The 15,132-nt window shown below is 60.2% G+C and carries 11 protein-coding genes and 4 pseudogenes; 8 read left to right on the top strand and 7 right to left on the bottom strand.

Annotated elements, in window-relative coordinates; genetic code table 11:
• The first annotated feature begins 66 nt into the window (after window positions 1–66).
• Window positions 67–2,566 (top strand): annotated as a pseudogene (locus AU14_RS17430) (acyl-CoA dehydrogenase).
• Window positions 2,567–2,614: 48 nt separating this feature from the next.
• On the opposite strand, the gene AU14_RS17425 reads toward AU14_RS17430, so the two are convergent.
• Entirely contained in the window at window positions 2,615–2,920 is a 306-nt protein-coding gene (locus AU14_RS17425) for a hypothetical protein (RefSeq protein ID WP_041343019.1), read from the bottom strand.
• Window positions 2,921–3,023: 103 nt separating this feature from the next.
• Complete coding sequence (locus tag AU14_RS17420; RefSeq protein WP_236744181.1) at window positions 3,024–3,890, bottom strand: LysR substrate-binding domain-containing protein; 867 nt, start codon at window positions 3,888–3,890, stop codon at window positions 3,024–3,026.
• A gap of 311 nt (window positions 3,891–4,201) precedes the next feature.
• Between AU14_RS17420 and AU14_RS17415 the strand changes: the two genes are divergently transcribed.
• Window positions 4,202–5,104: a DMT family transporter gene (locus tag AU14_RS17415; RefSeq protein ID WP_052472112.1), complete on the top strand. Its 903-nt coding sequence runs from the start codon at window positions 4,202–4,204 to the stop codon at window positions 5,102–5,104.
• Window positions 5,105–5,147: 43 nt separating this feature from the next.
• Here AU14_RS17415 and AU14_RS17410 read toward each other — a convergent pair.
• The 5 genes and pseudogenes from AU14_RS17410 to AU14_RS17395 form a co-directional block, all read right to left on the bottom strand.
• Window positions 5,148–5,721: pseudogene (locus tag AU14_RS17410) on the bottom strand (gamma-glutamylcyclotransferase).
• A 40-nt stretch (window positions 5,722–5,761) separates the two neighbouring features.
• Window positions 5,762–6,385 carry a MarC family protein gene (locus tag AU14_RS17405; RefSeq protein WP_041343016.1) on the bottom strand — a complete coding sequence of 208 codons (624 nt, stop codon included), beginning with the start codon at window positions 6,383–6,385 and terminating at the stop codon, window positions 5,762–5,764.
• Window positions 6,386–6,503: 118 nt separating this feature from the next.
• Window positions 6,504–6,863, bottom strand: coding sequence for a hypothetical protein (locus tag AU14_RS19230; protein WP_148312780.1), 360 nt, complete (start codon window positions 6,861–6,863; stop codon window positions 6,504–6,506).
• Complete coding sequence (locus tag AU14_RS19225; RefSeq protein WP_094191255.1) at window positions 6,826–7,320, bottom strand: hypothetical protein; 495 nt, start codon at window positions 7,318–7,320, stop codon at window positions 6,826–6,828. The genes AU14_RS19230 and AU14_RS19225 overlap by 38 nt, the downstream gene beginning before the upstream one ends.
• A complete protein-coding gene (locus AU14_RS17395) occupies window positions 7,310–7,924 on the bottom strand; it encodes a TetR/AcrR family transcriptional regulator (RefSeq protein WP_041343013.1) in 615 nt (204 codons plus the stop codon). The genes AU14_RS19225 and AU14_RS17395 overlap by 11 nt, the downstream gene beginning before the upstream one ends.
• A 232-nt stretch (window positions 7,925–8,156) precedes the next feature.
• Between AU14_RS17395 and AU14_RS17390 the strand changes: the two are divergent.
• The 6 genes and pseudogenes from AU14_RS17390 to AU14_RS17370 all read left to right on the top strand — a co-directional run bounded on the left by AU14_RS17390 (window position 8,157) and on the right by AU14_RS17370 (window position 15,100).
• Window positions 8,157–10,251: pseudogene (locus AU14_RS17390) on the top strand (3-hydroxyacyl-CoA dehydrogenase NAD-binding domain-containing protein).
• A gap of 73 nt (window positions 10,252–10,324) precedes the next feature.
• Window positions 10,325–11,506 (top strand): acetyl-CoA C-acyltransferase, encoded by a 1,182-nt coding sequence (locus AU14_RS17385; protein WP_041343010.1) that lies wholly within the window; start codon window positions 10,325–10,327, stop codon window positions 11,504–11,506.
• Window positions 11,507–11,922: 416 nt separating this feature from the next.
• Window positions 11,923–13,107, top strand: a pseudogene (locus AU14_RS17380) (acyl-CoA dehydrogenase family protein).
• 28 nt (window positions 13,108–13,135) lie between these two features.
• Window positions 13,136–13,357 carry a hypothetical protein gene (locus AU14_RS22310; RefSeq protein ID WP_236744180.1) on the top strand — a complete coding sequence of 74 codons (222 nt, stop codon included), beginning with the start codon at window positions 13,136–13,138 and terminating at the stop codon, window positions 13,355–13,357.
• Entirely contained in the window at window positions 13,282–14,283 is a 1,002-nt protein-coding gene (locus AU14_RS17375) for an acyl-CoA dehydrogenase family protein (protein WP_236744179.1), read from the top strand. The genes AU14_RS22310 and AU14_RS17375 overlap by 76 nt, the downstream gene beginning before the upstream one ends.
• Before the next feature lie 43 nt (window positions 14,284–14,326).
• The gene (locus AU14_RS17370) at window positions 14,327–15,100 is read left to right on the top strand and encodes an SDR family oxidoreductase (RefSeq protein ID WP_041343008.1); all 774 of its coding nucleotides are present in this window, start codon (window positions 14,327–14,329) and stop codon (window positions 15,098–15,100) included.
• Window positions 15,101–15,132 lie beyond the last annotated feature (32 nt).

Genomic DNA, 15,132 nt, shown 5'->3' with positions numbered 1-15,132 from the left:
ACCGAAGTTTGGTCGATTGTTAGGCACTGATCCGCTTGATTTTATTAATGATAGGGAGATCCACCCATGAGTGTTCTGTTCCTGCTCCTCAGCGCGCTGGTACTGATTTATCTGGGTATCGGCGGAACCGCTGCGGCCACGGTCATGACAATCGCGACCGTGGTCGGATTGTTTCAGGATCATTGGCACCTGCTAAGCATTCTCTGCGGGGGCGCGTTGCTCGCCCTGGCCCTGATTCTAGTGCTGCCAGGAGACCTGCGCCTCGATAAACTCAGCCGCCCACTGCTGGGCTGGGTCCGCAGCCGTCTGCCAAGTCTGTCCGATACCGAGGCCGAAGCGCTCAAATCCGGCTCTGTAGACTGGGATGGCGAGCTGTTTTCCGGCGACCCGGACTGGAAAAAACTGCTGGATGCCCGCCCCGCTCACCTCACCAGTGAAGAACAGGCGTTTCTCGACGGCCCGGTTGAAAAACTCTGCGCCATGCTGGACGACTGGAAGATCACCCACGAGCAGTACGACCTGCCGGACAAGGTCTGGAAGTTCATTCGGGAGAAAGGCTTTTTCGGTCTGGTCATTCCCAAGGAAGACGGCGGCCTCGGTTTCTCCAACACCGCTCACTCCGAAATTGTCATGAAAATCTCCACCCGAAGCGTGTCTGCGGCGGTCACGGTGATGGTCCCCAATTCGCTGGGCCCGGGCGAGCTGCTGATGCATTACGGCACCGACGCCCAGAAGCATCACTACCTGCCGCGCCTGGCCAACGGAGAAGACATCCCCTGTTTCGCCCTGACCTCCCCGGTTGCCGGCTCCGACGCCGCGCTATCCCGGACAAGGGCATTGTCTGCAAGGGCGAATGGAACGGCGAAGAAGTACTGGGTCTGAAGGTCACCTGGAACAAGCGCTACATCACCTTGGCGCCGGTGGCGACGCTGATCGGTCTGGCGATCAAAGTCTACGATCCGGACAAAATGCTCGGGGGCAGCGACGATATCGGCGTAACCTGCGTGCTGATCCCCAGGGAAACCGAGGGCGTGAACGCCGGCGCCCGACACCTGCCGATGAACACCGTGTTCATGAATGGGCCGACCTGGGGCACTGAAGTCTTTATCCCCATGGACCAGGTGATCGGTGGCCAGGACATGCTGGGCAAGGGCTGGACCATGCTACTCGAGTGCCTGTCCATTGGCCGCTCAATTTCCCTGCCCGCCCTCGGCACCGGCGCCGGCAAGGTAGCCAGCCTGGCGACCGGCTCCTACGCCTACACCCGGGAACAGTTTGGCCGTTCCATCAGCCAGTTCGAAGGCGTGCAGGAAGCGCTCGAACCCATCGCCGGCTACACCTACATGATGGACGCTGCCCGCCTGCTCACCGCTGGCATGCTCGACCGCGGCGTGCGGCCTTCGGTGCCCTCGGCGGTGCTGAAATACCGCAATACCGACTTGATGCGTGAAGTCATCAACCACGCCATGGATGTGGTGGCAGGCCGAGGCGTGATCACCGGCCCGCGCAACTTCCTGGCGCGAGCCTATCAGGCCGTGCCCATTGGTATCACGGTTGAAGGCGCGAACATCCTCACCCGTAGCCTGATGATCTTTGGCCAGGGCGCGATTCGCTGCCATCCCTACATCGTCGAGGAAATCGAAGCGGCGGGCATGGACAACGAAGACGAGGCAGTGCGGAAGTTCGACGGCATTTTCTACCGTCACCTGGCCCATACCACCCGCAACGCCCTGCGCGCCCTGGTGCTCGGACTGTCCCGAGGCTGGCTGCAATCGGTGCCCCGGCAGGGCGAAATACAGTCCAGCTACCGGCAACTGGCCAGGTTCTCGGCGGCCTTTGCCCTGATGACCGACGTCACCCTGCTGAGCGTTGGCGGCGGACTCAAGGCCCGGCAACGGCTGTCCGGCCGGATGGCCGATTGCCTGACGCACCTGTACTACGCCACCGCCGTGATCAAACAGTGGCATGAAGAAGGCTACCCCGAAGATCAGCGGCCACTGGTGGAATGGTCCCTACAGACCTGCCTGCGCGATCTTCAGACCGCCATGCGTGACGCCATCATCAATTTCCCGGTGCCGATGCTCCGCTGGCCGCTGCGTTTGCTGGTGTTCCCGCTGGGCGCGACCGGCCTGAACGGCCCCGATGACCGCTTGGGTGCTCAAGTTGCTGAAAGCATCGTCAAGGACACCCCGGTGCGCCAGCGCATCAGCCGGGGCGCCTTCGTCACCATGGATCCCGAGGATCCACTGGGCCGGGTGCTGAATGCCTATAAGTTGGCCCACGACACCGAAGATATGCGTCACCGACTGCACCAGGCGGTGCGCAATCGTAACGAGGATGAAGTGGATGGCATTGCCCTGCTGATGGGCCACCAGCGCAAGGAACTGGTGGACTGGGCCTGTGCCCAGGGCGTGGTGAAAGCGGATGAATGCGATCAGCTGCAGGAAGCGCTGACCGCGTTGTACGACGTGATCCGCGTGGACGCCTTCGAAGGTGAGGGCCTTAAGGCTCTGTCCCGTTGCGCCAAAGGCAAACGCAAAGTGTGGAACGGCCACCGCAGGATTGACCACGGCAGGTGACCGGGTCAGCCTGCTTGGCCCGGTCACTGCCGAACTTACTGGTTAAGAATATCGATGATTTCCCGGGTGTCCTTTATGATCGTATAGACTCGGTCCTCTATTTCCACACGCTGACGATGGCCGTCGAGGTCACGGATGTCACCGTAACGCAGCAAATCCCGATCAAAGTAATCACCTTCCCGGTAATTCAGTTTCTTTTGCCAACCCGGAGGCAAGGGCTCGCCTCGCTCAACTTTTTTCTGCAGTCCCGGCGGCAACTGGTCATCGTGAGACGACTTGGCCATGACTGGCCCAGCTGCGAGCATTACCCCTAGCAGTGCGAATGTCAGTATGGACTTCACGGTCTGAAACTCCTTGCCAATTGCGATTCCAATAAGTTAACACGACATTGAATTCATCGTTGTTAACACTGGTTCATGACCATAGGAGCCGGATTGAATGCCCTTACTCGCCCCGCAAGCCGCCCCGGATTGCCTCATCCACCAACCATCGGCGCAACAACTGCAAACCGCGCTCGCTGCGCCGGCTGGTCTTCCAGGCAAAGAAAAACTCGTCGCCGGTCATCACCAGATGGCAGGGCAGCCGGACAAAATCCTCGGAATCCTTTCGCGTACTCAGCATGTAATCGTTGGTCAGGGCGATACCCTGATGAAACCGTGCCGCCTCCAGCGACAGCAGCATATGACTTGAATGCAGCAAACGACTGGATGCAGGCAACGTCAGTCCCGCTTCCTGATACCAGGCTTCCCAATCACCGCCCTGCTTGTCATAAATACTGTGAGTAGACAGCAACGGAAACATCGCCACCTGTTGCGGCGTTAACGACACCGAATCCACATCACCCAACACGTCATCCAGAGCCAGTTCCCGGCGGATCCTCTGCCAGAAATCCTGACTGCACACCGGGAACAGTCGCTCCTTGTACAGCAATTCATAACTGAAGGCCGGCGAATCCGGTTTAATGGTGATAAAGCAGTCTGCCACCCGGTCAGATAAGACCGGGTTTTCGCTGCTCATTTCCAGCGACAGCTCTACCTGAGGATGCATGCGCTGCAATTCTGGCAGCCGTGGCGCCAGCCAGCGCACCGCAAAGGAGCTGAACACGGAAAGCCGCAACCGCGACTCCTCATGCCCCAGCAATTGCTCACTGGCCCGCTCGATCTGCAAAAGTGCCGAGCTGATGCCTTCCAGATACTGCCGACCCTCATCAGTCAACGTCAGGGTACGGCCACTGCGCCAGAACAGCTTTTCCCCCAGATAGGTCTCCAGCTGCTTCATCTGATGACTGACCGCACTCTGACTGACCGCCAACTCTTCGGCAGCGAGTGAAAAGCTGTTGAGTCGGGCGACGGCTCGAAGACCGGCAATGATTTTAGGGGCGGTAGTTTCATTATCTAATTTTCTAATGAGTAGTGAATAAACATCATTTTATCGGATAGTAATTCATCCTTAGACTTCACTCCAACAGTCAGGGAGCGGGTCGGTCAGGTTCTTTCCAAAATGCTCGTAGCCATGGATGGCGTAGAGCAAGCGTACAGGGATGTATTCACAGCGGTTTTGGAAAGAACCTGACCGACCTGCGTTAACGCAGATGCAGGAATGCAAGATAGGGGAGGTAAAACATGTCAGGCAAAACCGTCAACAGTGCCATTCTTTTGCTGGTGATCGGCAACGCCATGGCGTTGATCTCCGATGTCTTCATCAAACTGCTGGAACCCGGCGCCCCGGTCTTCCAGTTTGCCTTCCTACGCTGCCTGATCACGCTGGTATTACTGTTGCCACTGGCCCGTCAGCTCGACCGCAAGCACCTGTTTGCCGGCTTCAAAATCCATGCGTTTCGGGCTCACATTCACCTGGCTGGCATCATGTGCATGGTGATCGCCCTGGTGAACCTGCCGCTGGCCACCGCCAATGCCGTGTTCTACGCCGCGCCTATCCTGGTGATGGTGCTGTCGGTGATCCTGTTCCGGGAACGGCTGACGCCACTGAGCGTTACCGCAGTATTCAGCGGCTTCGCCGGCATTATCGTGATCCTGCGCCCGATGGACTTTAACTGGGCGGTTATTGCCGCCCTGGCCTCTGCCTTTGCGCTGGCAATCAACGCCGTCATGGTGCGCCAGCTGCCTAAGGCCCAGTCCACCGTGCACAAGCTGTTCCTGAACTACCTGCTGATCCTGCCGGCAGCTGGCGCCCTGGCCTGGTGGGAAGGAGCCAGCTGGGACCCGAGCATACTGATCAGCGCCCTGGGGTCAGCCCTGTTCATCCTGGGTTACAACATTGCGGTACTGCTGGCTTACAGCCAGGTGGACGCCAATCAGGTGACCAGCGCCGAGTACACCGGCCTGATCTGGGCGGTAGGAATTGGCTGGGTCGGTTTTGGCGAAGTGCCAGACCTGTGGTTCCTCGCGGGCAGCCTGATGATCGTGGTTCCGCTGCTCCTGATCGGCTTGCAGCAACGGCGCCGGGAGCCCGCACGGGGCTTCAATGGTGGCAAAGTGCAGTGGGCAACCGACGGCAACCAATAGTCAGGCCAGCCTCAGACGACGACAGTGCGCGGCCTGAGGCTGATCAGGTGCGATGCTCGGTGGCAGAGCGAAGATGGTCTTCGATGGCAAAGGTGTGCGGGCAGTCCGCGCCCAGTTTCCGCAGGGAATCGGCCAGGCGCAGCAGGTACTCGGAATTAGCGCCGCTGGGGCCAGTGGCGCCGGCAATCTGCCGGGCGATGTCAGCATCCGGAGCGTGGCCGAGAAAGGCTTCATTGTCTTCGGTGGCAATGTACACCAGGCCTTCACCATGCTACCGTCGTCAAAGGTCATGGTGGTGGCGAAGCGTAGATAACCGTTCTTTTCGCGCACATCCAGATGCTCGAATACCTTGGGCGAGACCCGGTAAGCCATGCCCTTGCACCGGGTACCCGGGCTCTCGGTCAGGGTAACCACCCGCCCGGGCGCTTCCGGCGTGCCCCGATGATCATGGGAGCCTGCCAGAACCGGCGCTCCCAGCCACGGATGCTGGCGGGACGCTTCTCCAGGAACGGGAAATCCACCTTGTAGATCAACGATCCATAGCCGAAGAGCCAGATGGAGGACACGCCATCGAAGTTCTGGCGTGTCCGGTTGTGTTCAATGGTGTTAAACGACATACGACTCACTCGGGCCTGAGACAGCAGATGCCCGGTTATCCTAAGTGGAGGCCATGAAACCGGCAATACCGGTCAACACAATCTCAGCCGCCATGGCCGACAGAATCAGGCCGCTGATCTTGGACAGGATATTCAGGCCGGTTTTCCCCAGGCCCTTCTCCAGGTAACCCGACAGACGCAACAACACGCCCAGGATAAACAGGCTCGACACCAGTCCCAACAACCCGCCGATCACTTCCGGTGCGGTCTTGAGTTCGGCGCCATAAACCAGGATGGCACCAATAGTGGCCGGGCCGATCATTACCGGAATGGCCAGCGGCACCACCGCGATATCGTCGCGGTCCTCTTCCGGGAGGCCCGTAGCGTGGTTACGAGTACCACTGGTGACCAGGCTGATGGCGGTCAGGAACAGCAGGCTGCCGGCACCGATCCGGAACGAGTTCAGGGTAATGCCCACGGCGCTGAACAACAGCGGGCCGGCAAAGAACAACACCAGGCCCAGCACAAACGCCGAAATGCAGGCGCGCCGGATGATCGACACCTTTTCCGCCGCCGGCAGGCCCCGGGTAAGCGCAAGAAACATGGTGACCACAAAAAACGGTGCCAGCAGGAACAAAAAGCGAATGGTGCTGCTGATGTAGGTGGAGAAAAAGGTTTCGAGCATTCCGGACATTCCGACGGTTGATGAAGGGCGCTAAGTCTAGAGACTCTCGGTATTTTTTGCCGTAAGGAAGTGAACGTATCTGGCCTTTTAGCCAGGCACCCAAGAGTTTAGACCACCCTCATTGGCTGCGACTGACAAAGACCCAGTTAGTCGCCACATTGTCACACACGATGATGTCGGGATTGATTACCTCGCACAACGCCAGATTCTCCGGCAGCCGGTCATGGTAACGGGCCTGGACCGCCAGGTTCAGCTTGTCCTGTTTCAGCAACTGATACGTTCGCTCCATGCGCTCGGCAAAATCGACGCCGCCATCCTCCAGGGTATGGAAGGCATTGTGGAAGGCGGTAAAGCTCATGGTGTTGGCCCCGAGGCCAATGGCCAGCATTTTCGGGATGTAGCGGTCGTAGGCGCTGGAAAGATAAGCCCGAACCTGCTGGTCATCGCTCCGATCCCCCTGGAACGGGCGCAAGCCCAAGCGGTTCTGGTCCTCCAGCACTCCCGGTGCCAGGGCACGTGTGCTGATTCAATGCCAACTTAAACTGACGGTCCGGGCAAACAATGCGTTCACCCTTGAGCGCACAGTCCGACAATTGGCCGAACCGCGTGGGCTGTGAATCTGCTTGCTCCGGCTCAGGTTTCGGTGGTTTGGGCGAAGACGCAGGCTTTGACTGGGCTGGCTCAGCGGTCACCGCCGGCACCGACAGGCCCAGCCGTTTCGCCGGCCGACGCAATAACAGCGCCTGCACCTGGGGCTGGTTACGCCGGAAATCCGCCTGGGAGGGCAGACCCTGACCGCCACCCTGGGCCACTACGTCGCAATACAGACGCTCCAGATCGGTCGTTGCCGACGCCGAGCACGCCTCTTCCGCCACGACGACGCCATTGGCCATCGCAAGCACCAGTGCCGCCAGCAGCGAGCGGTTAAGGTTCATCACGCTGCCCCAGCACCACCCGCGCCATCAAATCCTCAATGCGCTGAATGGTCGCTTCATCCCCTTTCTTGCCAGTCAGTACCACCTGGGAGCCGATGGTAGCCACGTACAGTAACAGCGACAGATCCTTAACGTGTTGCGGATCGCTGCTCAGGCGTTGGAACAAGGTGCAGTTCTGGTTGATCCGGGCGGCATCCACCTGGGTTACCAGCTCGGCGGCGTACTCATTGCGGCGGGCAAAGTCCCGTACCGCAAGCTCCACTTGCAGGCGACGAATGTTGCGAGAAGCATCGGTGAGCAACAGCTCCAGAATCTGCCGGAGCTCGGTTTCAACATCACCGCCCTTGGGCTCCCAGTATTGCAGCTCATGCAATCGACGGTCGCGCCAACGGTCCAGAAAACTGACCACCAGATCTTCATGGTCACGGAAATGCCAGTAGAAGCTGCCCCGGGTAACCCCGAGCTTCTTGGCCAGGGTCAGTACCCGCAGTTGACCGAAACCACCGGCGGCGATTTCTCCAGCCGCGGCGTCGAGCCAATTGTCGCGGGTCAGCTGTTTTTTCTCCGACGCGCTTCGGCGTTTGGGGGTACTGGCTTCACTCATTGCGGAATCGGGTCCTGCTCTGTCGGTCGGATTGGGGCTGCATCAGCATTCTACATCAACGGAAGCGTCAGCTCTGAAACCGTTGACCAATGTCAAAACATACATTAGTGTACGGAAAAACAATACACCAGTGTATGGAGTTTTCAAGACATCACTTCCTACACCACCGATCACCGTCAGTTACGTTCGATCGCCTTTAATCACAACGATGTCTGTACCAGGGAGCTGCCACATGAGTACCGCCCATTATGATGTGCACGGCAATGTCGCCGTAATCCGACTCGATAATCCGCCGGTAAACGGCCTGGGCCTGGCATTGCGCCAGGGCATTGTTAATGGCATCCGTCAGGCGGAATCCGATGACGCCGTGAAAGCTGTGGTGTTGATCGGCTCCGACCGTGCCTTCTCCGGCGGTGCCGACATCAGTGAGTTTGGCACCGACAAGGCCACGGCCGAGCCGAATCTCAACACCGTCATCAACTATGTGGAAAGCAGCCGCAAGCCAGTGATCGCCGCCATCAGCGGCGCCTGCATGGGCGGTGGCCTGGAACTGGCGCTGGGTTGCCACTTCCGCATTGCCAAGCCGGACGCCAGATTGCCCTGCCGGAAGTGAAGCTGGGCCTGCTGCCGGGCGCCGGTGGCACCCAGCGTCTGCCGCGCCTGATCGGCGCCGAGCATGCCGTGAATATGATCGTCTCCGGCAGCGTGGTTCCGGCCAAGCAGTTCAAGGGCAGCCCGCTGTTTGACGAGATCATCGACAGCGAACTGTTCGACGCCGCTGTTGCCTACGCCACCAAGGTGGTAAGCGAAAACCTGCCGCTGAAAAAAGTACGTGATCTGAAAGCCAAGCACCCCAACCCGGAAGGCTTCTTCATGTTCACCCGCAACACCGTGGGTGCCATGGCCAAGAACTACCCGGCCCCGCTGAAGTGTGTTGATGCGGTTAAAGCCGCAGTGACCATGCCTTTCGACAAAGGCATGCAAGTGGAACGGGAAGCCTTCCTGAATCTGATGCAGACGCCGGAATCGCGTGCCCTGCGTCACGCGTTTTTCTCCGAGCGCCTGACCAGCAAGATCGCCGACGTGCCATCAGACACCCCGATCCGCGATATCAAATCGGTGGGCGTGATCGGTGGCGGCACCATGGGCACTGGCATCAGCATCAACTTCCTGAACGCCGGTATTCCGGTCACCCTGGTGGAGATGAAGCAGGAAGGCCTGGACCGGGGTGTGGCCGCGATCCAGAAAGTCTATGAAGCCGGGTCAAGAAAGGCCGCATGAGCGAGGACGACGCCAAGGCCAAGATGGCACTGCTGACACCATCGCTGACCTATGACGACCTGAGCAATGTGGACCTGGTGATCGAGGCGGTGTTCGAGGAAATGGGCGTAAAGCAGTCCGTGTTCGAGAAGCTGGACGAGGTCTGCAAGCAAGGCGCCATTCTGGCCTCGAACACCTCCACCCTGGATCTCGACAAGATCGCCAGCTTCACCAAGCGTCCGGAAGACGTCATCGGCCTGCACTTCTTCAGCCCGGCCAACATCATGAAGCTGTTGGAAGTAGTACGTGGCGAGAAAACCGCTAAAGACGTACTGGCCACCGCCATGAAACTGGCCAAGGCGATCAAGAAGACCGCCGTGGTCTCGGGTGTGTGCGACGGTTTTATTGGCAACCGAATGATCAACCAGTACCAGCGCGAAGCCCTGCTGATGCTGGAAGAAGGCGCCAGCGTGCAACAGATCGACAAGGCCATCGAAAAATTTGGATTTGCCATGGGCCCGCTGCGCATGGCCGACCTGGCCGGCGGCGACATCGGCTGGGCCATCCGCAAACGCCAGTACGAGGAAAACCCGAACATGGTGAAGATGGTCGTGGCCGACCGCCTGTGTGAAATGGGCCGCTACGGCCAGAAGACCGGTGCTGGCTTCTACCGTTACGAGCCGGGCAACCGCAACGCCCTGCACGATCCGGAAGTGGACAAGGTGGTGGACGAAGTTCGCGCCGAGCTGGGCATTACCCCACGCAAGATCAGCAATCAGGAAATCGTCGAGCGCTGCGTCTACGCCCTGGTTAACGAGGGTGCCCAGATCCTGGACGAAGGCATCGCCCAGCGCGCCTCCGACATCGACATGGTCTACCTGACCGGTTACGGCTTCCCGGTGTTCCGCGGTGGCCCCATGCATTACGCCGAGGAAGTGGGACTGCCGAACGTGGTTCGCGCCATGCAGGCCTTCACCGAAGACCGTCACACCCAGCCTGGTTTCTGGGAGCCCGCGGCCCTGCTGGCCAAGCGCGCCGAAGAAGGCAAGGGTTTTGACGCCAAGTAACCGGTCCACGAATTGATCCGGCGCGGCGCATCCCTTATTGAAAGGCCGCCGCTCCGAGCTGAGGAGAATTGTTATGTCCAATGATGTTGTCATCGTATCCACCGCCCGTACGCCCCTGGCCAAATCCTGGCGCGGCGGCCTGAACATGACCCACGGTGCCACTTTGGCCGGCCACGCCATCCAGCACGCGGTTGAGCGCTCCAAAGTCGACCCGAACGAAATCGAAGACATACTGATGGGCTGCGCCCTGCCCGAAGGCTCCACCGGTAACGATGTCGCTCGCATGGGCGCAATCCGTGCCGGCCTGCCCGTTACCGTTGGCGGCGCCACCATCAACCGCTTCTGTTCATCCGGCCTGCAGGCCATCGCCATGGCCGCGCACCACATTGCTGTGGATAAAGTCCCGGTCATGGTCGCCGGCGGCGTGGAATCCATCTCCACCGTGCAGGCCAACGTGAACCAGAACTACTTCATGGAACCCTGGCTGGCGAAGAACAAGCCCGAGCTGTACTGGTCCATGCTGGACACCGCTGAGACGGTGGCCAAGCGCTACGGCATCAAGAAAGAAGACATGGACGAGTACGGCGTGCGCAGCCAGCAGCTGGCCACCCAGGCCCGCGAAGACGGCAAGTTCGACGACGAAATCGTACCCATCACCACCACCATGGGCGTTGCCGACAAGGCCACCGGCCAGCTCAGCAGCCAGGAAGTCACTATCAGCCAGGACGAAGGCATCCGCCCGGGCACCAACCTGGATGGCGTGAGCAAGATTCGCTCGGCCATGGAAGGCGGCGTAGTCACCGCCGGCAACGCCAGCCAGTTCTCCGACGGCGCCTCTGCCTGCGTGCTGATGGACAGCAAAGTGGCCGAACAACGCGGCGCCGCCTCGCTGGGCATCTTCCGCGGCTTTGCCGTGGCGGGCTGTGAGCCCGACGAAATGGGCATCGGCCCGGTCTTCGCGGTACCGAAACTGCTCAAGCGCGCTGGTCTGACCGTCGACGACATCGGCCTGTGGGAACTGAACGAAGCCTTTGCCGTGCAGGTGCTCTACTGCCAGCGCAAGCTCGGCATCCCGATGGACCGCCTGAACGTGAACGGCGGCGCCATTGCGGTCGGCCACCCCTATGGCACCACCGGCTCGCGCCTGGTCGGCCACGCCCTGATCGAAGGCAAGCGTCGCGGTGTGAAATACGTTGTAGTAACCATGTGTGTGGGCACTGGCATGGGCGCCGCAGGTCTGTTCGAGGTTGCCTGAAGCTTCTGGGGTAGCGCCTAGCAGGTAGGGGGTGCCAAAACTCGCTCCTTCGGCACGTCCATGTGACGCTCGAGCTCCGCCATCCATGGCTCCGCACGGTTTTGGCACCCTCTACCTGCCAGCCGCCCAGAGTTTTCGGAGTGGCGGACAAGAAACGTGTCGAAGTCCGAGTGGTCACTACCAGAATCTGTAAGGGATATAGGCCATAACAGATTCTGGGCGCTGGGCGGGCGGACTCTTCCGAAACTGTGCGGAGCCATGGATGGCGGAGCCCAAGCGCCCCAGGGATGGGCCGAAGGAGCGTGTTTCGGAAGAGTTTGCCCGCCCAGCGCAACCACCCGAATTCGATGACACGAAATCACACACTTCACTAACGGCCAAAAACCATCTACCTCAACCACCAAAAGAGGTGTTCCATGGATCTAAACTACACCCCGGAACAAGAGGCATTCCGCGCCGACGTTCGCCAGTTTCTTGAAGACAACCTGCCCGCCGACATCCGCGAGCGGGTGCAGAAAAGCCTGCGCCCCGACAAGGCCATGACCCAGCGCTGGCAGAAAATCCTGTTCGACAAAGGCTGGGGTGCGTCCACCTGGCCGCAAGAATTCGGCGGCCCCGGCTGGAGCCCGATCGAACAGCTGATCTTCGAAGAGGAGTGTGCCCTCGCCGGCGCCCCCCGCCAGCTCGATTTTGGCCTGCGCATGGTCGCGCCGGTCATCATGACCTTTGGCAATGAAGAGCAAAAAGAACGCTTCCTGCCCGGCATTCTCAGTGGTGAAGACTGGTGGTGCCAAGGCTATTCCGAGCCGGGTTCCGGCTCAGATCTCGCTTCTCTGCGCACCAGCGCCAAGCTCGAAGGCGACCATTACGTGGTCAACGGCCAGAAAACCTGGACCACCCTGGGCCAGCACGCCGATTGGATCTTCTGCCTGGTACGCACCAGCACCGAGGGCAAGCCGCAGCAGGGTATTTCCTTCCTGCTGATCGACATGAACAACCCCGGTATCGAAGTGCGCCCAATTATCATGCTCGATGGCGAACACGAGATTAACGAAGTCTATTTCGACAACGTCAAAGTGCCAGCTGAAAACCTGATCGGCGAGGAAAACCAAGCTGGACCTACGCCAAGTTCCTGCTCGGGCACGAGCGCACCGGCCTGGCCAACGTTGGTCAGTGGAAAGCGCTGATGAAGCGTCTGAAAGAAGTGGCCCGGGAAGAACAGGACGGTCAGCGGCCACTGATCGAAAACACCCGTTTCCGCGACCGCCTGGCCCAGCTGGATACCGAGCTCCGGGCCCTGGAACTGACCGTGCTGCGAGTGCTGACCGACAAACGCGGCCCCGGCCCTCAGGCTCGATCCTGAAAATACGCGGCTCCGAGATTGGCCAGCGTCTGTTTGAAATGCTGATGGAAGCCACCGGACAGGATGCCATTGCCCATATTCCTGATGCTCTCGAGCTGGACTACACCGGCCCCGGGTCGGCTCCGTTGACGCCACCCCCGCCGCCGGCGACTACTTCAACATGCGCAAACTCTCGATCTTTGGCGGCTCCAACGAGATCCAGCGCAACATCATTGCCCAGCTCGTACTGGGGCTGTGATCCATCCGGCAGCTTGGAGAGAAACGTTATGAATTTTGATTTGACCGAAGAACAGCAGATGCTGAACGATTCCCTGCGCCGCTTTGTCACCAACGAACTGGGGTTCGAACGGCGCGCTGAAGTGATCGCATCGAGCAAGGGCACCGATCCCGCCACCTGGCTGCACTGGCCGAAATGGGGCTGCTCGGGTTTAGCTTTCCCGAGGACTACGACGGCCTCGGTGGCAACGCCGTGGACACCATGGTGGTGATGGAAAACTTCGGCCGCGGCCTGGTGGTCGAGCCATACCTGGCCACCGTGGTGCTGGCCGGCGGCCTGATCCGCGACCAGGGCAGCGAGGCCCAGAAAGCCGAGATTCTGCCCGCCATTGCCAGTGGCGAACGGCTAATGGCGTTCGCCCACAGCGAACCCGGTGCCCGCTATAACCTGAGCCAGGTCAACACCAAGGCCGAGGCGAACGACGACCAATACCGGATCAGCGGCGCCAAGACCGCGGTCCTCAGCGGTGGCCAGGCCCAGCAGCTGATTGTTTCTGCTCGCACCAGCGGTGCCAGTGGCGACGAGCAAGGTCTATCCCTGTTCCTGGTCGATACCGCAGCCGAAGGCGTAACCATCAACGACTTCGCCACCCACGACGGCCACCGCACGGCCGAGATCCAGTTCAACAATGTCGCGGTTACCGCCAGCCAGCTGGTTGGCCGCCTCGATAATGCCTTCCCGGCCATCGAGAAAGCCGTGGACCTGGGCATTGCAGCCCTGTGCGCCGAAGCTGTGGGCGCCATGGAAGCCATGAACGCCGCCACCCTGGAGTACATCAAAACCCGCAAGCAGTTTGGCGTGGCCATTGGCAAATTCCAGGTGCTGCAGCACCGCATGGCGGATATGTTTATCCAGACCGAACAGGCCAGATCCATGGCCATCCTGGCCGCCACCGAAGCCGACTCTGACCAGCGCGCGCAGCGCCGGGAAGCCCTGTCCATGGCCAAGACCCTGGTCGGCCAGGCCACTCGCTATGTAGGGCAGGAAGGCGTGCAGCTGCACGGCGGCATGGGCGTGACCGACGAAATGTTTGCGGCGCACCTGTTCAAGCGCCTGACCCTGATCAACCTGCTGTTCGGCGACGCCGACCATCATCTGGCACAAGTCAGCGACGGCCTGCTGGCCGCCAGCGCCTGATTCCGGCAGCATCGGATTAACTGATTACCAAAAGGAACTGAAGATGAGCGTAAAACAGTTACTGGACCTGACCGACAAGGTCGCCTTTATTACCGGTGGCTCCCGCGGCCTGGGCCTGCAAATGGCCGAAGCCCTGGGCGAACTCGGCGCCAGCGTCGCCATCAGTGCCCGCAAGCAGCACGAACTGGATGCCGCCAAGGAGCACCTGGAAGGCCTGGGCGTGAAAGTGGTTACCATCGCCGCCGATCTGGGCAACCTTGAAGGCATCCCCGCAGTAGTCGATCAGGTGGTCGAACAACTGGGTGATATCGATATCCTGGTCAACAACGCCGGCGCCACCTGGGGCGCGCCCGCCGAAGACTACCCGGCCGAAGGCTGGATGAAGGTAATGAACCTGAACGTGAATGCCAGCTTCTTCCTGACCCAGACCGTGGGCAAGCGCTGCATGATTCCGCGCAAGACCGGCAAGGTCATCAACATTGCCTCCATCGCCGGCCTGTCCGGCAACCCGGAAGGCATGCAGACCATCGCCTACAACACCAGCAAGGGTGCCATGGTGAACTTCACCCGGGCGCTGGCGTCGGAATGGGGCCGCTATAACATCAACGTGAACGCGTTGTGCCCCGGCTTCTTTCCCTCGAAAATGTCCCAGGGCCTGCTTGAAGCTCAGGGCGACAGCATGCTGCAACGCATCCCGCTTAACCGCTTCGGCGGCGAGGAAGACCTCAAGGGTGCGGCGGTGCTGATGGCCTCTGAGGCCGGTCGCCACATCACCGGGCAATGCCTGGCGGTGGACGGCGGGACGCTCGTCGCTTAAACCCGTCGCCCGAAGGTTTACCTCGCTCTAGC

It is taken from the genome of Marinobacter similis, assembly GCF_000830985.1.
Classification (GTDB): Bacteria; Pseudomonadota; Gammaproteobacteria; order Pseudomonadales; family Oleiphilaceae; genus Marinobacter; species Marinobacter similis.
Note: the sequence above shows the minus strand (reverse complement) of the source record. Positions and strands in the feature narration are given on the sequence as shown.

What these genes read in the sequence shown, in the direction of transcription:
- AU14_RS19225 (WP_094191255.1), bottom strand. Translation starts at nt 7,320, where the DNA reads ATGAACCTTAACCGCTCGCTGCTGGCGGCACTGGTGCTTGCGATGGCC.
- AU14_RS17415 (WP_052472112.1), top strand. Translation starts at nt 4,202, where the DNA reads ATGTCAGGCAAAACCGTCAACAGTGCCATTCTTTTGCTGGTGATCGGC.
- AU14_RS17385 (WP_041343010.1), top strand. Translation starts at nt 10,325, where the DNA reads ATGTCCAATGATGTTGTCATCGTATCCACCGCCCGTACGCCCCTGGCC.
- AU14_RS17405 (WP_041343016.1), bottom strand. Translation starts at nt 6,385, where the DNA reads ATGCTCGAAACCTTTTTCTCCACCTACATCAGCAGCACCATTCGCTTT.
- AU14_RS17375 (WP_236744179.1), top strand. Translation starts at nt 13,282, where the DNA reads ATGGGGCTGCTCGGGTTTAGCTTTCCCGAGGACTACGACGGCCTCGGT.
- AU14_RS22310 (WP_236744180.1), top strand. Translation starts at nt 13,136, where the DNA reads ATGAATTTTGATTTGACCGAAGAACAGCAGATGCTGAACGATTCCCTG.
- AU14_RS17395 (WP_041343013.1), bottom strand. Translation starts at nt 7,924, where the DNA reads ATGAGTGAAGCCAGTACCCCCAAACGCCGAAGCGCGTCGGAGAAAAAA.
- AU14_RS17370 (WP_041343008.1), top strand. Translation starts at nt 14,327, where the DNA reads ATGAGCGTAAAACAGTTACTGGACCTGACCGACAAGGTCGCCTTTATT.